This is a genomic window from Blautia sp. HCP3S3_B11 (assembly GCF_052064435.1).
Taxonomy (GTDB): domain Bacteria; phylum Bacillota; class Clostridia; order Lachnospirales; family Lachnospiraceae; genus Blautia_A.
The window spans coordinates 85,368-104,982 of record NZ_JBQHVP010000001.1; the positions used below are offsets into that span (position 1 = coordinate 85,368).

A 19,615-nucleotide genomic window follows, 5' to 3' on the forward strand; every position below is an offset into this window, starting at 1 on the left:
CTCCCTGACCCGTCCCCTACGGACGCTGCAGAAATACCTTACCTGGTAAATCTGAATTATTTTTCGATTCCGGCATCTTTGAGGATTTTTGCTACAACATCTGTAGGCTGAGCTCCTGCTGCAAGCCATTTCTTAGCTGCTTCTTCGTTTACTGTTACAGCGCTTGGCTCAAGGTTTGGATCATATGTTCCGATTTCTTCGATACATCTTCCATCACGTTTGCAACGGGAATCTGCAACTACGATTCTATAAAAAGGTTCTTTCTTCTGTCCCATTCTTCTTAATCTGATTTTAACTGCCATTGTTTCATTTCCTCCATTAAATTAAAATATATTGTTTTCTTATGTTTGCAATTACTGCCCGTTTCAGACAGTAACTTTTTATGTCAAAGCGTTATTCGCTTCGCTAACTTCTCAAATAGCTGCTGTTCACTTCGTGCCCGGCAACCTTAACTTACAGTCCGAACGGGAGTTTGAATCCGCCGCCACGCTTACCGGCTTTACCGCCCATAAGACCAGGCATCTGTTTCATCATCTTCTTACTCTGTTCAAACTGCTTCACCAGACGGTTTACTTCGGAGACATCAACTCCTGCGCCTCTGGCAATACGGTTCTTTCTGGAAATATTCAGGATTGACGGATTGCTTCTCTCCTGAGGTGTCATAGAAAGGATGATTGACTTGGTTCTGTCCATCGCTTTCTCATCGATCATTCCCTCGATGTCCTTCATCTTGCCGCCCATTCCTGGAAGCATGTTCAGGATACTGCCGATACCGCCCATCTTATTCATCTGTTCCATACTGGTAAGATAATCGTTGAAGTCAAAGTCCATTTTCTTTAACTTCTTCTGCATGTCCTGTGCCTGTTCTTTATCAATAGAAGCTTCCGCTTTCTCGATCAGACTCATGACATCACCCATACCAAGGATTCTGGAAGCCATACGTTCCGGATAGAACTGCTCCAGATCAGAAAGCTTCTCGCCCATACCTACATATAAAATAGGTTTACCGGTTACTGCCTTGATAGAAAGGGCTGCACCACCTCGGGTATCACCATCCATCTTCGTAAGAATGACACCGTCGATTCCTACCTTATCAGCAAATGTACTAGCCACATTTACCGCATCCTGTCCTGTCATCGCATCTACGATCAGGATTGTTGCATCTACATGAATATTCTCTTTAATATCTGCAAGCTCCTGCATCATATCCTCGTCGACATGAAGACGACCGGCTGTATCGATAAGCACCACATTCTGCTGGTTTGCTTTCGCATGCTCGATTGCTGCTTTCGCAATATCTACAGGTTTCTGCTTATCTCCCATGGAAAATACTTCCACGCCCTGTTTCTCACCATTGACCTGCAGCTGTGTGATAGCCGCCGGACGGTAAACATCACAGGCAACCAAGAGAGGTTTCTTACCTTTGGACTTCAGCTTGCCTGCAAGCTTCGCAACTGTGGTGGTCTTACCTGCACCCTGCAGACCTGCCATCATGAACACTGTAATTTCATTTCCAGGACGAAGAGGCAACTCTGTTGTCTCACTTCCCATAAGTTTCACAAGTTCATCATTTACAATCTTGATCACCATCTGGCCCGGATTCAGACCGCTCATAACGTCCTGTCCGATTGCCTGCTCCTGTACAGATTTGGTAAACTGCTTCACGACCTTAAAGTTTACGTCAGCCTCTAACAGGGCCATCTTTACTTCCTTAAGAGCAAGCTTAACGTCCTCCTCTGTCAGGCGGCCCTTGCTTCGCAACTTCTTAAATACATTCTGCAGTTTATCAGTCAAGCTCTCAAATGCCATATGTTATAACTCCTCTAAAATCTCATTGGAAATATTTGCAATTTCATCGGAATGATATTCCTGGGCAAGTACACGGATCTGCTTCACCTGCGCCCGTATATTCAGGAATTTCTCTACAAGATGGAGCTTCTGTTCATATTCCTCAAGGGTCTTATTGCATCTCTTGATCATATCATGCACACCCTGTCTGCTGATGCCCAGATCCTCTGCGACTTCACTCAACGAATAATCCTCCAGCACCACGCTCTCATAAACCTGCTGCTGTCTCTCTGTCAGAAGTTCTCCATAAAAATCATATAAATAACCTTGCTCTACAAACTTCTCCATCTGTAATCACCTTGACTATCTTAACCTATTTCAGGTACGGTGTCAAGCATTTTCTCTTGACAAGGGAATAATTTTTTCTTTTTAAATCAAACAGCATAATCGATTCTCACCTGCTTAATTGGCTTTAAAAATTCATCCGCATCATAGTAGAGCCTTTCCAAAATCGGAATTAAATCGATATACTCTTCAACCTCATCCAATCCTTTATATTTTGCCATCACCACCAGATACCCATAATCCCAGTCTACAATTTTCGTGTAACGTTCCAATCTTACTGATGTCATAAAACGAATATTATGATTGCGAAATGCAAATATTGTATATTTTCCTTCATTTCTTATAGTTGCACAATTATTCATATACATTCACTTTCTATCGGCTTCGTTATATCCTTTATTGCAATAGTTGCAAAGAGCTTTTACCTAATCAGTGTAAGTGTTTCCATGATCTTTAATTTATAATCCCGATAAAGTTCTCATCACCAAATCAACATCTTTGTTTTCAAGTTCCTGAATAATATGCAGATATGTCTTTTGTGTTGTTGTCATACTTGCATGTCCCAGTCTGCGCGCCACACTTGCAATGGACACACCTGCAAACAATAATAGTGATGCATGCGTATGGCGCAGTCCATGAATAGAGATCTCTGAGATTCCACAGGCTTTGCAATGTCTTGCAAGCACACCATTTACCGTTGAGTTGTAAATTTGCGATTCACCCACAAAAATCGGTTTATCTTCCGGAAGTGTTTTAATCAATTCTGAAAACTTCACTACGATCTGCCAGTCAATCTGAATCTTACGGACAGAAGACTTATTTTTTTGTCGGCAGAAAGCCACCCTCTCCTTTATAATCCCAGGTCTTACTGATAGACAGAGTCTGCCTTGCAAAATCAAAATCTGCCGGCGTAATCGCAAGCGCTTCTGAAAAACGCATGCCCGTTTTCGCAACCAAAAGAATAAACCAGTCCCTCATCAACAGCATCCAGAATTGCTCCTTTTAACTGATGATGAAAATCCAATGTCGTCTGTCTTTCGTGTTCTTTGGCATAATCGTTCAGTATTGCTGATACACAGTTCTTGTCAGTTCACAAACCTTTAATTCCGGCACTAGCTTTTCTACCCATTTCTGAGTCATCAGATATTTTGACATTGTCGCTTCTCTGATTGCTCCTCTTTTGTATACCTCTATAATACACTAATTAAATCCTTACTATTTTCTGCTTCCGCCACTTTCTTATCCTCCGTTACTTTGATATATTCCTTTATTTTTTAGTATAACATGCTTTCACAGCCATTTCCATCAATACTACATTTAATAATTTCAGGAAATAAAAACCGCTATGCCACACCTGACTTCAGATCATAGCACAGCGTTCTTGTCTTATTTTGCTTTTTTGCAAGCTTTAAATACTTTTTTAACTGTACATCATATTTCACACTTCAAGCCAAATATCCTCATTGAAGAATATCCCTAATATATTTTTTAAGACCTTTCTCTGTAGAAAAATCATATTCCGCATTTTTTTCAGTATAATATTCTTCTATATTCTCCATCGTAATCGTCTCATTAGACGGAATATTGTCTGTATATCCTTTTCTGGCAAGTTTCCATGGCATTTCTTCATGGGTGATTCTTTCCAGAACTTTTCCACCATACTCACCGAAAGTATTGACTACTAAATCAATAGTTCTACACTCCTCTTCAGTAATCACATCTTCTGCACATTCAAAGATTACAAAACGTGCATCTTCAATAGGATTATATTTGAAGTCCCTGAATATGTCATATACTTCAGGATAAACAGGACCATGCACCCATGCCTGACAATTCTCAGTAAACATTGGTTTTGCATTCAACGCATAAGATACTCCCTGAATAAAATAAAGCAACTTTTGAAGCATAAGGGGTGTTACTTCCTCAAGCCTCTCAAACACATACGAAATCACTCGTAGCATTTTATCAGAAACTGAAAAAAGTGACTCCAACTGTATCGCCGCGTCCATAGCTTTATTATAAGCTGCAACAGCGATTTTCTCCCTATTTTCACGCAATTTTTCTTTCATAAAAGTTGGGGAAGATAATGCTCTCTTCATAATATCAGAATATTCCTTCGACGGTATCTGACCAGAGAGATATCTCGTAATAGTTATTTCACCAAACCCTAAGGCCAGAGATAATGGCGCTTTCCCGATTTTATAAATTTTCATGAGTTTCTCAATATCACCTATCGAAACAATGCCTTCATAAGCTCTGTACTGTTCATTAACTTCCTGAATATTTTTATCAATTAACCCGGGAATACTCATCTCTTCCCCACATTCATCACATATTGCAACTGTAATACCAAATGTATATTCCACCTCTTTAATCTTTTTTTTAATATTTCTTTTTTGCAGGGTATATTCCGTTTCTTTTCTGCATACTGTACAAAAATCAATTCTCCTTTTCTCTGCCATGATAGTTCCTCCTTATCATACTACTATTTAAAATAGTAATTAATTGGATATTTCTGTTCATGCAAAGATACTATAATCACATAACAGTTATCCATCTTGTTAAATTTTATGTATAATGATACTGTTCTACAAGCGTTACCCATTCTTTCCAAAAGCTCTATATCTTTGCCAAAAACATACAACAGCTCATGTTCATATCCTTTGTGTTCATTTTGCAATATTTCAGAAAAATCAGTTGCCGTCAATCCGAGTAAAATATCCTTTGCCATTGTCTCATCAAGGACATAGGTAAGAAATAAATCTCTATTATCCTGTCGACGAGAATTAAGTTCAAGCCTATACCTGTTTTTTCGGATTTCCTCTTTTACTTCACTTAAATATACCTCAATACCATTTAACGTTACATCCAAATTATGCATCGCCTTCCTTTATAATGATGGCATTTTTATATTTTTCTATCATTATTATATCTAATGATGGAATTTTGTCAATATCCAATCATCAAGTCCTCTATACTGTACAAAATACTCCCACTCTCAACACCCAGCGCAGAAAAATCTTTTGTTTCGTGTGCATTTGCAGGGTTCTTAGATATTCTTAGTCGTCAGAAATCTGCGTTATGAGCAATCTGAGACACTGTCTGAGCGCAGCGAGTTTGGCTCAGATTGCTCATGCTTTTAGCAGATTTATGACGGCTTAGAATATCTTAGGACCCGAAACCGCACACGAAACAAAAGATTTTTCTGCGCGTCCCTTTGAAATAAAAAAAACAAACCCCAGGATTCATTCAATGAACCCCAGGGTTTCCACTATTCAGTCACTCACCTATCCTGCAAGTAATCTTTACACTATCCTCTTTTAGCAATTACAGACTAGGACGAATCACCTTCGGTCTGCATCCTGCATCCTCAAGCGCCTTCACAATCTCATTCTTATGATCCGTACCAAATGCCTCCAGCGTAATCTTAAGCTCCACAGCCGCATTTCTGTTCGTACTTACAAACTGGTTATGATCCAGCTTAATAACATTACCCTGTGCCTTCGCAATCACACTGGCCACACGAACCAGTTCACCCGGCTTATCCGGAATCAGAACAGACACAGTAAAGATTCTGTCTCTCTGGATCAGACCATGCTGAACAACAGAAGACATCGTGATAACGTCCATATTTCCACCACTTAAGATAGAAACAACCTTCTTACCCTTCACATCCAGATGACGAAGCGCTGCCACTGTCAGAAGGCCGGAATTCTCAACGATCATCTTATGATTCTCAACCATGTCAAGGAAAGCAACGATCAGTTCATCATCCTCAATCGTGATGATATCATCCAGATTCTTATGGATATACGGGAAAATCTTCTTTCCAGGAGTCTGCACAGCAGTACCATCAGCAATCGTATTTACATGAGGAAGAGTCACAACCTCCCCCTTCTTCAGAGAAGCCTTCATACATGCTGCACCGGCCGGCTCAACACCGATTACTTTGATATGTGGATTCAAAAGCTTCGCAAGTGTGGAAACACCTGTTGCAAGTCCGCCTCCACCGATCGGAACCAGGATATAATCAACAAGCGGAAGCTCCTGAACGATTTCCATTGCGATCGTACCCTGTCCTGTTGCAACTGCCAGGTCATCAAACGGATGGATAAATGTATATCCCTCTTTCTCGGCAAGCTCCAGTGCATGTGCACATGCCTCATCATATACATCGCCATGCAGAATAACCTCTGCACCATAGCTCTTTGTTCTCTCAACCTTGATCAGCGGAGTAGTTGTAGGCATAACGATCACTGCCTTTACTCCATATTTATGAGCTGCATAAGCAACACCCTGCGCATGATTTCCTGCAGATGCTGTGATCAGCCCTTTATTTCTCTCTTCATCTGAAAGTGTGCTGATCTTATAATAAGCTCCACGAACCTTGTATGCACCTGTACGCTGCATATTCTCCGGTTTCAGATAAACTTTGTTTCCTGTAAGATCACTGAAGTAGCTGCTTTTGATCAGCTTTGTTTCCTGTGTGACCTGTTTTACGATCTCTGATGCCTGTTCAAAACTCTCTAATGTAAGCATGTTGTTCCTCCATTTTTCAGTTGTAATTTTAAGCGTCCGGGGTTTCTCTATGGTCCACATCAAACAACGCATTTACAAATGCATCTGCATCGAATTTCTGAAGATCGTCAATACTTTCTCCTACGCCAATGTACTTCACCGGTATATCAAGCTCAGACTGGATTGCAACTGCAATACCACCTTTGGCAGTTCCATCCAGCTTGGTCAGGATGATACCGTTGACATTTGCGACCTCCGCAAACTGTCTCGCCTGTGCAAGAGCATTCTGTCCGGTGGTACCATCCAGTACTACCAGTGTCTCCAGATATGCATCCGGATACTCTCTCTCCAGAATCTTGTAGATTTTGCGAAGTTCTTCCATAAGGTTCTTTTTATTATGAAGACGTCCTGCTGTATCGCACAGAAGTACGTCCGCATTTCTTGCTTTGGCAGCTGCCACCGCGTCATAGATTACAGATGCCGGATCCGCGCCTGCCTGACCACCAATAATCTCTACGCCTGCGCGGTGCGCCCACTCAGTCAGCTGTTCTCCGGCTGCTGCACGAAATGTATCGGCTGCCGCAAGAACTACTTTCTTACCCTGATCCTTTAACTTGCCCGCAAGCTTTCCTACAGAGGTAGTCTTTCCAACGCCATTGACACCGATCACGAGGACTACAGATTTACGATTCTCAAATTCATACTCTGTACTGTCCACGCGCATCTGATCCTTAATCTCATTGATCAGAAGCTGCTTACATTCCATCGGCTCCTTAATGCGACGCTCGGAAACCTCTTTCTTTAAATTCTCAATAATAGAAGTGGTTGCATTAATTCCGATATCTCCCATGATCAGAATCTCTTCCAGTTCTTCATAGAAATCATCATCAATGCTGGAAAATCCACTGAAAATACTGTCAAATCCGGCTACGATATTGTCTCTGGTCTTTGTCAGTCCACTGACCAGACGTTTAAAAAAACCTTTCTTTTCTTCTGCCATGATACTCCTCCTGTTACTGGGTAAGCTGGTTCTCTACTAAGTCAACAGAAACCAGTGTCGATACCCCTTTTTCCTGCATGGTAATTCCATAAAGCCGGTCTGCGGCGTTCATAGTTCCACGTCTATGAGTTATTATAATAAATTGTGTGTTTTTCGTCAACTTCTGTAAATATCCGGCAAAACGTCCTACGTTGGAATCATCAAGCGCAGCCTCGATTTCATCCAGAAGGCAGAACGGTGACGGTTTCAGATTTTGAATTGCGAAAAGAAGAGCGATTGCTGTCAGTGCTTTCTCTCCACCGGAAAGCTGCATCATATTCTGCAGTTTCTTGCCAGGTGGCTGGGAAATGATCTTAATCCCGGCTTCCAGGATATCAGCCTCCTCATCAAGCTCCAGCGTTCCTTTTCCGCCTCCAAAAAGTTCTTTGAATGCTTTGTCAAATTCCTTCTGGATTTCGCCAAACTTCTCTGTAAACTGCTTGCGCATTCCCTCGTCAAGCTCCTGAATGATCTGTTCCAGGGTTTTCTCCGCTGTAACCAGATCCTCATACTGTCCTGAAAGGAATGTATGACGTTCCAGAAGTTCTTTGTAATCCTCTATCGCATTTACGTTGACAGGTCCGAGCCTTCTGATATCATCTTTGATCTGAGCTGCCTGTTTCTTCATCTCTGAAAGGTCTGTCAGTTCCTCTTTTCTGTAAGAAAGAGCATTATTCGGGGTAATCTCATACTCTGACCACATATAAGCGATCCGTTCCTCCCTGCTCTCTTCCAGCTTCTCCATCTGCCCCTGCAGACGGCAGCATTCTTTATCCAGAAGCCCGATCTGGCCGGACAGATAATCTCTTTTCTCAAAGAACTCTTTATGCCGGGAGTTTCTGCTTTCTTTTTCTTTCTGCAGATTTTCCAGCTGTTCCTTTGACTGTCTCTCGTGCAGGTCTGATTCTTTTGCCTCTTTCTTAAGCTGTGTAATCATCTGCTGCTTCTTTTCCATCTCTTCACTGCTGTGAGCAAGAAACTCATAGATTCCGTCTTTCTCGGTTTGCAGAGCCTTCACTTCTGATCTCAGTCGGCTTAAGTTTTCCTGGTCAAATTTCTCTTTCTGATCAAGGGTGGATGACTGAAGACGAATCTCTTCCAGACCTTTGGAAACCTTTCCTTCTTCCTCTTTCCACTCGTCCAGTTCTGACTGCTTTGTTTCGATAAAACTCTCCAGTTCTTTTTCATCCTGTTTAGAACTTTCCAGTTCCTGCGCGATTCGTTCGTGATCCTGTCTGATCTCCATAACCTGGCGTTTGATTTCTGCCTGGTCTCTGTTAATCTGATCATATCCACTTCGGATTTCTTCTGCCTTTTTCTCCTGCTGTTTGATATTCATTCTGGCAGTATTCTGCTCGATATATTTCTGGCGGAGTTTCTCCTGAAATTCTGCAATCGTGTCACGGATCATATTTCTCTGATTACGATTTTCTTCAATCGCTTTCTGCATTTCCAGAAGATTATTCTTCAGCTGGCTTACTTTTGTTTCCAGCTCTTCGATCTCACGACGTCTTCCAAGCAGGTTGCTGTTGTTTCTGAACGCACCACCTGTCATGGAACCACCCGGGCTTAAGGATTCACCCTCTGTGGTAACCATTCTCAGACTGTGTCTGTATTTCCTTCCGATAGTAATCGCATGGTCAATATTATCAACTACCAGCACTCTTCCGAGAAGAAACTTCGTAATCTGCTGATACTGTGGCTCTGTGGTCACAAGTTCACTGGCAATACCGATAACGCCCGGTTCTCTCAGTGCCTCTCTCGGGGTAAATTCTCCTCTTGGACTGATACTGCTCATAGGCAGAAATGTAGCACGTCCATAACGATTCTTCTTAAGAAACTCAATCAGTGTTTTCGCCGTCTGTTCATTGTCTGTAACAATGTTCTGGATGCTTCCGCCCAATGCAGTCTCAATCGCGATCTCATAATCTTTGTTTACCTGGATCAGATCCGCAACAACGCCCTGGATTCCCGGAACCAGTTCTTTCTGTTCCATGACTCTTCGGATACTGTTTCCATAACCATCATAGCGCTCTGTGATATTCTTAAGTGATTCCAGACGGGAAGCCTCTCTGTGATATGCAGTCTGCCCCATTTCCATCTGAGCGTTCTGTTCTTTCAGTTTCCCCTGAATCTGTTCCGCGCTCTGACTGAGATGTTCACATTCCTCATTCATAGACTGAATCTGCTCTGTGATCTCGTCATATTGTTTCTGTGCTTTGGAAAGAATCGTCTGCTGCTCTTCCTCTTCGCTTTTTAATCTGAGGATTCGCTGGCTGATCTCCGCTTTACGGATATCTGCCTGCTCCATCATTGCGTCAAATCTCTGAGCCTTACCTTTTGTGTTTGCACGGCTGTTGAGGATTTCAATGATTTCATTCTTACCATCCTCCACTTCCTGCGTACAGGCCTCGATGTTCTCCTGCGCTGTCTTTAACTTCTCTTCTTCCTCAGAAAGTTTCGTGCGGACTGTCTTTAACTGCGCATAAATATCTGCTCTCTCTGCTTCCAGTTTTTTCTGCGAAGAAGTTCTTACGGAAAGTTCCTCCTCAATCGCCTGAAGGCGTCCCTTGTAATGCTCCTCATTCTGCGCACCTGCAAGGATCTGCTCATTTAATACGTTTACCTGACCTTCCAGCTGCTGTTTATGAATTGCCTGTTCCTGACCGGAAATACGCAGTGCATCCATTTTTGCATTTAAATCTTCCAGCTCCTGTTCCAGACGCTCATATTCAACCTTCGTCTGATCATAGGATTTCTGGGTATCTTTTAACTGATTCTGTGCGATAGCAAGTTTCTCTTCCAGTTCTTTCAGCGCCTGTGCCGTATTCGCAAACTCCATCAGGAACATATTTACATCCAGTTCTTTCAGCGTTTCCCTTTTTGCAAGGTAAATTCTGGCTGTCTCAGACTGCTTCTCCAGCGGTCCCAGCTGTCTGGTAAGTTCTGAAAGGATGTCGGTCACTCGCACCAGATTCTGACGTTCTTCCTCCAGCTTCTTGATTGTGGTATTCTTTCTTCTTTTAAATTTAACAATACCTGCTGCCTCATCAAAAAGCTCTCTTCGTTCTTCCGGCTTTCCGCTTAAGATCCTGTCGATCTGGCCCTGTCCGATAATCGAATAACCTTCTTTACCAATACCGGTATCATAGAACATCTCGTTGATATCCTTCAATCGGCAGGCACTTCCATTGATCTTATATTCACTCTCACCGGAACGGTAAAGTCTTCTGGTAACTGTAACTTCATTAAAATCAACCGGGAGTTTATGATCGGAATTGTCCAGCGTGATAGCCACCGACGCATAGCTTAAAGGTTTCCTTGTCTCTGTACCGGAGAAAATAACATCCTGCATATTTCCTCCTCGTAAAGACTTGGCACTCTGTTCACCCAGAACCCATCTCACCGCATCGCCAACATTGCTCTTCCCACTTCCATTCGGGCCTACAATGCCGGTAATTCCATTATGAAATTCAAAATTGATCTTCTGGGCAAACGATTTAAACCCCTGTACCTCTATATTCTTTAAATACATAATTCTCCTGTATATTATTACTGCTCACTTCGTGTGTTACTGTTCACTCCGTGCACAGTAACTTTCGCGTTCAGTAATTGTTTATTTCTTAAGCACGCGGATTGCCTGATAAGCCGCGGCCTGCTCTGCTGCTTTCTTGGTATGACCGCTTCCCTGTCCCATTACTTTACCATTTACTCTTGCATCTACAGTAAAGTTTTTGTTGTGATCCGGTCCTTCTTCTTTTATCAGAACGTATTCTACCGGCTGAGTTCCCTTTTCCTGCACGATTTCCTGCAGGATGGTCTTGCTATCATAAAAGAGCTGTTTGTGTTCAATATCATTCAGGATAAAATTCAGCACAAACTCCTTTGCACTAGCAAAACCACCATCCAGATAAATAGCTCCCAATAAAGCTTCTGTCGCATCAGATACGATAGAATCCCTGTTTCTTCCGCCTGTCATATCTTCCCCTTTTCCAAGAAGCAGAAACTGTGGAAGTCCGAATTCTCTTGCACAATAGGCAAGACTTGGCTCACATACAAGGCTGGCTCTCTTTTTAGTCAGTTCACCCTCCGGAACCTGGGTAAATTTGGCATACAGAAAATCACTGCTGATCAGCTCCAGAACAGCATCGCCCAGAAACTCCAGTCTCTCGTTACATCCCAGCTTACCAAGCTTCTTCTCATTTGCATAAGAACTGTGTGTCAGCGCCTGTGTAAGATAATGCTTATTTTTGAAATGATATCCAATAATCTCTTCTAATTCTTCTGTTTTTTTGTTCATTCCTTTAACCCTCTCCATACGAGTGGGGCTGTCACCGGACAACCCCATCCTTATTTCATCTTTTATTTGATCGCGCGGAGCGCTTCAATAGCGTCACCCACGGTCTGGATCTGCTCTACCGCTTCGTTCTCAAGCTCAATTTCATATTCCTCTTCAATTCCCATGATGATCTGAAAAATATCAAGAGAATCCGCTCCCAGATCATCTACAAACGTAGTATCTGCGGTGATCGAATCGGCATCAATGTTTAAGACCTCTGCGATGATTGCTTTTATCTTTTCCAATTCCATGTACAACACCCTCCTTCCTGTTTCATATTTTTCTTTTTTCATTTATTATCAAATCTTATAGAAAATCTGTTTCTGTCTTAGCTTTTGGTATTTCTTCTTTGTCTTCCAGAATACGCTCAGCAATCTTTTCGTTGATTTTCTCCTGTTTGAACTGTACACACTGGAAAATACCATGCTTGATTTCAATAGCTTTTGCACTTCCATGTGTCTTTACTACCAGTCCCTTCAGACCGAGAAGCGGTGCTCCGCCGTATTCACTTGCATCAAAGGATTTCAGCGTCTCTTTTAATGCCGGTTTTACCAGAAGTGCCCCGACTTTGCTTCTAAGACTCGTCATCATTCCCTCTTTGATCTTATGAACCAGGGCAGAACCGACTCCCTCATATAATTTAAGAATTACATTTCCCACAAACGCCTCACATACAACTACATCCGCATATCCTGCCGGGATATCTCTGGCCTCAATACTGCCGATGAAGTTAATACTCTTGCATTCTTTCAGAAGCGGGAATGTCTCTTTTACAAGTGCATTTCCCTTCTCTTCTTCTGCTCCGTTATTTACAATCGCAACTCGTGGATTCTTAATGCCAACGACATTCTCCATATAAATAGAACCCATCTTCGCAAACTGCACCAGATGTGATGGACGTGCATCCACATTTGCTCCACAGTCAATCAGCAGAGATACTCCGTCGATTGTAGGAATCAGCGGCGCAAGCGGTGGTCTCTCCACGCCTTTACTTCTTCCTACCAGCACCTGTCCGCCTACTAAAACAGCACCTGTGCTTCCGGAAGAAACAAAAGCATCTGCTTCCTGTTTCTTAACCATATTCAATCCAACAACAATTGATGAATCCTTTTTCTTACGGATTGCAAAAACAGGCGGCTCTGCTGTCTCAATCACTTCTGAAGCGTTGACAACCTCGATCTGCTCCTTCGGATATCCGGAGTATTTCGCCAGCTCTTTCTCAATTACTTCCTGCTTTCCTGTAAGTATTACTTTTATGTCCTGTCTCTCTGTCACAGCTTCCACTGCAGCCTTGACCGGCTCTACCGGGGCATTGTCCCCGCCCATTGCGTCTACCACAACTCTGACCTGTTCTGCCATATCTATATCTCCTGTTAACTTTCTGATACTGTTCATTTGTATTATTTACACACTACTCATAATCTGTATGATACTAAAGAATCATCCGCAAAGTCAATAGAATCTGAAAAGTTTCTCTCTTCTACTTCTCATTCTTCTGCGCTTCGATTTTCTCTGCCAAATCATTAAGGTAAACCCAACGGTCCATCTTCTCATCCAGATCTGCCTGCGTCTTCTCTTTCTGCTCCATAATCTCACGAAGCTTCATAGAATTAGTTGCATTCGCCTCCATATCCTTGTCAAGCTTCTCCAGCAGTTCCTCCAGAGCAGCGATATCATCATCAATCGTCTCAAATTCCCGCTGCTCTTTATAGGTAAACTTCAGTTTCTGAGGACGATTCTGCTTCCAGTCTGCCTGCGCCGCTTTCTTCTTTTCCACATCAACAGCTGCGCCCGAACCATCAGATACTGTTGCTCCCTTCCTTGCCAGAGCTTCTGTATAATCCGTATATCCGCCCTCGTACTGCGTCAGATGTCCATCCCCTTCAAAAGCAAAGATCCTGTCCACAATATTATCCAGAAAATATCTGTCATGAGACACTGCGATTACAATCCCTGCAAAAGAATCCAGATAATCCTCCAGAATTGTCAATGTCGGAATATCCAGATCATTGCTCGGCTCATCCAGAAGCAGCACATTCGGTGCCTCCATCAGAACCTTCAACAGGTACAGACGCCTCTTCTCCCCGCCAGACAACTTGGCAATCGGCGCATACTGCATCGCAGAATCAAACAAAAATCTCTCCAGCATCATAGTCGCAGATATCTTACCATCTCTGGTCGGAATATATTCCGCAACATCTCGAATATAATCAATCACACGCTGATTCGTATCCATATCCGGAACTTCCTGCGCAAAATAGCCAATACGGATCGTCTCACCAATCTCCACCTCACCCGCATCCGGCTGCACCACTCCATCTATAATCTTAATCAACGTCGACTTTCCACATCCATTCGGACCAATGATACCCAGACGCTGATTACGAAGCACAATATAATTAAAATCGTCCAGAATCTTCTTCTCGCCAAAGCTCTTGCTGATATGATGAAGCTCTATCGTCTTCTTACCCATACGTGTCTCAACAGAATCCAGCTCCACGTTCGCATCCCTCACAGGCGTCTTCCCATTCTTCAACGCTTCCAGACGCTCCAGACGCGCACGCTGCTTCGTACTTCTCGCACGACAGCCCCTCTTCGCCCATTCCAGTTCCATGCGAAGGACGCTCTGCCTCTTCCTCTCACTCGCAAGCTCCATCTCCTCGCGCTCCGCCTTCAGCTCCAGAAACTTCGAATAATTCGCCTCATACGCATAAAGATTCCCATGAGAAATCTCCAGAATCTTATTCGTAACCCTATCAAGAAAATACCTGTCATGTGTAACCATGATCACAACACCTTTAAAACCTCTCAGAAAATCCTCAAGCCAGGTAACCATCTCATTATCGAGATGGTTCGTCGGCTCATCCAGAAGAAGCACATCACAAGGATTCACCAAAGTCCTCGCCAAAGCCACCCTCTTCTTCTGCCCGCCAGACAAATGATCAATCTTCTCCTCATGGTTCACAATCCCCAGCTTATTCAGCACATTCCTGGCCTCGCTTTCCGTACTCCAGTCCTTCTGCCATTTCCCCTCTGCCACATAATCCAGAATCGAAGCCCCCTCCGGAAACTGGGGCATCTGCGGCAGATACGTAATCCGCAGCCCATTCTGCGTAATAACCTGCCCCTCATCCGGCTCCTCCAGCCCACCGATAATCTTCAAAATCGTAGACTTCCCAGTACCATTGATCCCGATAACCCCAATCTTATCCCCCTGATGCACCCCATAAGAAACATCATCCAAAACCACCTTCTCGCCAAACACCTTAGAAACATGCTCTATATTCAAAATATTCATAAATCAAAACCTCTCTGATAATTTTCGTCCCCTTGACCCGGGAACAAATCTGCCTACCATTATACCATTTTTCTCCCTTTTCTAAAACCCCCCAGTTATCCAGAACATCTCCCTCCAAAACAAACTATTTTTCTGCGCGTCCCTTTTCAAAGATACGAAAAAACGCTCCCCTCCAGGCAAACCCGAAGGGGAGCATCCCAAACACTATTTATTTTCAAGAAGAGAGCGTTAGTTCATCTCAGTTCCATTTTCAACTGCATATTTCAGCCCCTGAACCGCAACCGCAATCGTAGCTTCCTCTACAGTTGCACTTCCAAGATCGCCCATATCCAGTGTCAAAGTATCATCATCATTTACAGCAACGCCAAAAGTAAGTGACATTTCAGATATTTCATCAGTAATTGTTACCGTACCATTCTCTTCATCAAAAGTACCCTCACCGATAAAGCTTACATACTCATCATTGTCATTGATCACAATCACAGAGCAAAAAGATCCGTCATCATTGTCACCATAAATAAAAGTTTCTCCTGCTTCTGTAACACCAGAATAGCATTCTGTCAGAGTATTTCCCATCTGCTGATAAATCTCGTTATAATCAGCTTCATCACCAGAAGCTTCATAAGGCTCCAGAGTTGCTGTCATCTCCAGGCTGTCCGGATCATAGAGTTCCAGAACATTCTCTTCTTCATTTGCCTGTAACAGATAAGTTACCATATTTTCATCATCATACGTGCCGTCATCGTTTGCAAGCTGCATTGCAAGAGCTGTGTATTCCCCGTCTGAAGCCAGACTGTAAACACCTAAAACATCCTGTTCCTCGTCCTTCCACTGACCAAAGAATGAATTATCTTTGTAGAATCCATAAATATCTCCTGCGCTGTCCTGCCAGATACCGATCAGTGCTTCTGATACATCAGCAACATCTCCGTCATCTGCAGTCTCTTCTTCTGCCGCATCATCCGCAGCCCACACCGGAACTACCATAGAACTTACCATCGCTGCTGCGCAAAGACCTGCCATTAATTTTCTCCAGTTTTTCATATTTCTTACCATACCTTTCTTAAAATGTGTTTCGTTTCTTACTGAATTTCTATGAGCTTATTATAAAAAATTTTAATAACATTTTCAATATACATGGGATTAAACGACATTTTCTGTGAAATAATGCACATATCTCACAACAATTTGTATCTTTCATAACCACAATCTGCTTCATTCGTTACTGTTCACTCCGTTCTCAGTAACGTAGCCAAAATTCATTCCAGATTGCCTGCGGCAATGGAATTTTGGCTTGTATGTCTCGGGATTTTGGCATATTCATGCCAAAACACCTCGCGGGATAGTGATGTGTGAACAGTAACCTTCATTCCAGACTATCAGTCATAAACTGTATTTTTCCTTGAATATCTCCTGCAAATACGTTAAAATAAAAAGCATATTGCAGATAATTTTCTGGTTACACCAGAGTTTTATCTGATTCAGTTATCCGTGGAGGTGTTCCCTTGAACATTGCAATTCTTGACGATTCCAAGGAGGATCTTAAACAGATACGTTCTGTAATCTCTTCCTATTATAAATCACAAAATACAGACGCAGACATTCATCTATATTCCAGTGCAGAATCCTTTTTCCAGAAATATTCCCCCGGCATTTATGATCTGATCATCATGGATATTTATATGGGTAATATGACCGGTATGGACGCCGCAAAAAAATTACGTGAAGCAAAAGATTCTGCTGCCTTAATTTTCATTACAAGCAGTGATTCTTATGCTGTGGAAAGCTACGATGTCAATGCATCCTATTATCTTCTGAAACCATTTCAGCCAGAAAAGCTGTGCAGGATTCTTTCTGCCATACAGGTTAAACACTCACAGAATTCCAGATATATCGAACTGGTTTCTGACCGCACCCCTGTAAAGATTCCGGTCCGAAGTATTCTTTATGTAGATACATACCGAAATGCGATCCAGGTACATACAACTGACGCCGGAGTTATCCGCTCCTACATCACATTTCAGAAATTCGAAGAACTCCTTGCCGGCATGAAATGCTTTCTTTCCTGCTACAGAGGATGTATCGTAAACATGGATCATATCGAACAGTCCACCGATGAAGGATTTATCATGGATAACCAGGAACTTGTCACTATACGCAAACGCGGTTCCAACGCAATAAAAAAAGCATATCTGGAGTATCTGTTTTCCTCAGATTCTGAGTAAACAGATACTCTGGTGTTCCAACAAGTTGATTTCTTGAACAATCCAACTTGTTGATACACTAAGATATGTCTGTGTCCTATATTTCTTCCATTGCTTTCAACGGTATAAAAATGTTAACCTTGAAAATCCTGTCTTCCGTACAAAAAACCGCATAGCCACCTGCTTTCTGCACCACTTCCATTACCGATGCCGTTCCAATTCCAAGACCTTCATGTTTGGTTGAATAAAATCCATTTTCTTTTCTCTGTATCTCATTTGAATACGGATTTGAAATCTCTATGAGAAGTTTCTTATTTCGTATCCTGGTAAAAATTTTTACATATGGTTTTGTATCTGGCGGCAGAATTTTTACCGCCTCTACTGCATTCTCCAGAAGATTTCCATAAATCTTACATAAATCTGTATCAGAAATGCTGAGATTCTGTGGCAGCATCATATCATATTCAAACGAAATCCCTCGCTGTTTTAACTCTCCCGCATAAAAATGAATCACCGCATCCACTGCCATATTTCTGCAATAACAGATCACCGCCTCTTCCTTCGTCATGGCAGCCGAATATTCCCCAAGATAATCCATCATCTCCTGATACTTTTCCTGCTGGGCATAGGACATGATCGCGCGCAGATGATGCCTCATATCATGCCTCATCCTGCTGATCTCATCCATCTTTTCTGTCAGTTCTTCATAATGCTGTTTTTGCATCTGAAGTTTCTGCTCCATCTGGCGGCTGTACTCTCCATATGTAAGCTGAAATCTGTAAGCATTCGCAAGTTCTATCCACAGAGTCAGTCCCACACTTAAAACCAGCACTGCCGCCCCAAATTCCGTAAACCAGCCGCCTATGACCGGCTCATATACTTTCCATATTCTGTCTGCTGCCAGCGAAGCCGCATAGACAATAATTCCTGTCAGTAAAATATTGCTGTATTTTCGCTGAATCTCTTTGATACTCTTAAAAATCAGGTACCCTGCTGTCAGCCATTTCATAACTTCTGTAACCGCTGATATAAAATACAAACCTCTCGCCGACTGCACTTTACTGCAAAATAATTCCGTCAAAAAGACCAGCACACCTACCACCAGAAGAATGATCGCCAGAATTTCCGGCAGACGTCTCTCATCTTCCAGAATTTTCTGTTGCACAACCACAACACATGCAAACATCAAATAATAAAACAGCGCTTCCATTCCATAACATGGCTGCACCTTTACAGCCATAAACGCATGCAAAACAGGATAAGAGCTATACCCCAGCACGCAGATACACAGCAGACTAAAAAATCCAATTTCCGCTTTTCTGGTTCGGATAAACATATACAAAGCAAAAAGTAAAATACAGAAAGTAAACGCCATATAAACGGAATAAGTCATCACTGATAAGCCTCTGATCAGATTTACCTTAAACGGAGATCCCAGAATCGGGACAAACTGAATTCCCGAGGACACCGAATGTCTGTCTGTCACAGCGATCATAATCTCTGCTATTCCTTTTCCTTCAAATGTGAATACTCTGTTCTGTATCTGTTCTTCATAATTTTCCAGATCCGGATTTCCAACCTGTCCCACCAGATTGCCGTCTATATACAGATTATAGGAAGAAAAAACCTCTACCAAACCTATGGCATATCTCTTTTCCTTCTCCGGAAGCACAAGTGTCATCCGGTATGTCCCACTTCCGAAAGGAGATCTGTCTTTGTCGCCAAGATCCATTCCTCCGTATTCCCCGATTGAAATATAACGGCTGTAATACTTACCTTTATTCTCCTTTAATTCCTGCGGAGTCAGCAGTACATCCGGATAATATTCCCACTCTCTGGCCAGATAATGAACCGAATCATCATCCGGAACATAGAGAATCCCCTGGATTGGCTGATCTCCTTTTGCTGTATATTTATTATCAAAACGATAGAGCAAAAAGAATACTCCCATAGATACAGTTAACACTGTCACTATGAGCATCAATGAATATTTCCAGTTTTTCTTCATTGTACACCCCCTTTGCTCCATTACGCTGGCGGGACAGTTTTTTATCCGCCCATGTGTTATTGAGTTGTTACCTTTT

Annotated in this window: 16 protein-coding genes and 1 pseudogene; 1 reads left to right on the forward strand and 16 read right to left on the reverse strand. The window is 42.5% G+C overall.

The window, feature by feature from the left end; all coding sequences use genetic code 11:
• Positions 1 to 56: 56 nt before the first annotated feature.
• The 15 genes and pseudogenes from rpsP to ACTNC0_RS00480 all read right to left on the reverse strand — a co-directional run bounded on the left by rpsP (position 57) and on the right by ACTNC0_RS00480 (position 16,350).
• Positions 57 to 302 (reverse strand): 30S ribosomal protein S16, encoded by a 246-nt coding sequence (gene rpsP / locus ACTNC0_RS00410; RefSeq protein ID WP_441085860.1) that lies wholly within the window; start codon positions 300 to 302, stop codon positions 57 to 59.
• A 151-nt stretch (positions 303 to 453) separates the two neighbouring features.
• The gene (ffh, locus tag ACTNC0_RS00415; RefSeq protein WP_117674755.1) at positions 454 to 1,809 is read right to left on the reverse strand and encodes a signal recognition particle protein; all 1,356 of its coding nucleotides are present in this window, start codon (positions 1,807 to 1,809) and stop codon (positions 454 to 456) included.
• Between the two features lie 3 nt (positions 1,810 to 1,812).
• A complete protein-coding gene (gene ylxM / locus ACTNC0_RS00420) occupies positions 1,813 to 2,136 on the reverse strand; it encodes a YlxM family DNA-binding protein (protein ID WP_117674754.1) in 324 nt (107 codons plus the stop codon).
• Between the two features lie 86 nt (positions 2,137 to 2,222).
• Positions 2,223 to 2,501: a DUF7724 family protein gene (locus ACTNC0_RS00425; protein ID WP_441085861.1), complete on the reverse strand. Its 279-nt coding sequence runs from the start codon at positions 2,499 to 2,501 to the stop codon at positions 2,223 to 2,225.
• Positions 2,502 to 2,591: 90 nt separating this feature from the next.
• Positions 2,592 to 3,330, reverse strand: a pseudogene (locus tag ACTNC0_RS00430) (site-specific integrase).
• Between the two features lie 263 nt (positions 3,331 to 3,593).
• Positions 3,594 to 4,595 carry a type II toxin-antitoxin system antitoxin SocA domain-containing protein gene (locus ACTNC0_RS00435; protein WP_441085862.1) on the reverse strand — a complete coding sequence of 334 codons (1,002 nt, stop codon included), beginning with the start codon at positions 4,593 to 4,595 and terminating at the stop codon, positions 3,594 to 3,596.
• Positions 4,596 to 4,618: 23 nt separating this feature from the next.
• The gene (locus ACTNC0_RS00440; RefSeq protein WP_441085863.1) at positions 4,619 to 5,005 is read right to left on the reverse strand and encodes a hypothetical protein; all 387 of its coding nucleotides are present in this window, start codon (positions 5,003 to 5,005) and stop codon (positions 4,619 to 4,621) included.
• Positions 5,006 to 5,460: 455 nt separating this feature from the next.
• Positions 5,461 to 6,672, reverse strand: coding sequence for a threonine ammonia-lyase (gene ilvA / locus ACTNC0_RS00445; RefSeq protein ID WP_441085864.1), 1,212 nt, complete (start codon positions 6,670 to 6,672; stop codon positions 5,461 to 5,463).
• A gap of 28 nt (positions 6,673 to 6,700) precedes the next feature.
• A complete protein-coding gene (ftsY, locus tag ACTNC0_RS00450; RefSeq protein WP_441085865.1) occupies positions 6,701 to 7,651 on the reverse strand; it encodes a signal recognition particle-docking protein FtsY in 951 nt (316 codons plus the stop codon).
• Between the two features lie 13 nt (positions 7,652 to 7,664).
• The gene (gene smc / locus ACTNC0_RS00455) at positions 7,665 to 11,225 is read right to left on the reverse strand and encodes a chromosome segregation protein SMC (protein WP_441085866.1); all 3,561 of its coding nucleotides are present in this window, start codon (positions 11,223 to 11,225) and stop codon (positions 7,665 to 7,667) included.
• Positions 11,226 to 11,306: 81 nt separating this feature from the next.
• Positions 11,307 to 11,990, reverse strand: a complete 684-nt coding sequence (gene rnc, locus ACTNC0_RS00460) for a ribonuclease III (protein ID WP_117674749.1) — start codon at positions 11,988 to 11,990, stop codon at positions 11,307 to 11,309.
• 62 nt (positions 11,991 to 12,052) lie between these two features.
• On the reverse strand, positions 12,053 to 12,280 hold the full coding sequence (gene acpP / locus ACTNC0_RS00465; RefSeq protein WP_441085867.1) for an acyl carrier protein: 228 nt from the start codon (positions 12,278 to 12,280) through the stop codon (positions 12,053 to 12,055).
• Between the two features lie 55 nt (positions 12,281 to 12,335).
• Positions 12,336 to 13,388 carry a phosphate acyltransferase PlsX gene (gene plsX, locus ACTNC0_RS00470; RefSeq protein WP_441085868.1) on the reverse strand — a complete coding sequence of 351 codons (1,053 nt, stop codon included), beginning with the start codon at positions 13,386 to 13,388 and terminating at the stop codon, positions 12,336 to 12,338.
• A gap of 121 nt (positions 13,389 to 13,509) precedes the next feature.
• Positions 13,510 to 15,327 (reverse strand): ABC-F family ATP-binding cassette domain-containing protein, encoded by a 1,818-nt coding sequence (locus ACTNC0_RS00475; RefSeq protein WP_441085869.1) that lies wholly within the window; start codon positions 15,325 to 15,327, stop codon positions 13,510 to 13,512.
• Positions 15,328 to 15,555: 228 nt separating this feature from the next.
• Entirely contained in the window at positions 15,556 to 16,350 is a 795-nt protein-coding gene (locus ACTNC0_RS00480) for a hypothetical protein (protein ID WP_441085870.1), read from the reverse strand.
• Positions 16,351 to 16,832: 482 nt separating this feature from the next.
• On the opposite strand from ACTNC0_RS00480, the gene ACTNC0_RS00485 reads away from it, so the two are divergent.
• A complete protein-coding gene (locus ACTNC0_RS00485) occupies positions 16,833 to 17,552 on the forward strand; it encodes a LytR/AlgR family response regulator transcription factor (protein WP_441085872.1) in 720 nt (239 codons plus the stop codon).
• A 76-nt stretch (positions 17,553 to 17,628) separates the two neighbouring features.
• Here ACTNC0_RS00485 and ACTNC0_RS00490 read toward each other — a convergent pair whose 3' ends face one another.
• On the reverse strand, positions 17,629 to 19,539 hold the full coding sequence (locus tag ACTNC0_RS00490; protein WP_441085874.1) for a sensor histidine kinase: 1,911 nt from the start codon (positions 19,537 to 19,539) through the stop codon (positions 17,629 to 17,631).
• Positions 19,540 to 19,615: the final 76 nt, after the last annotated feature.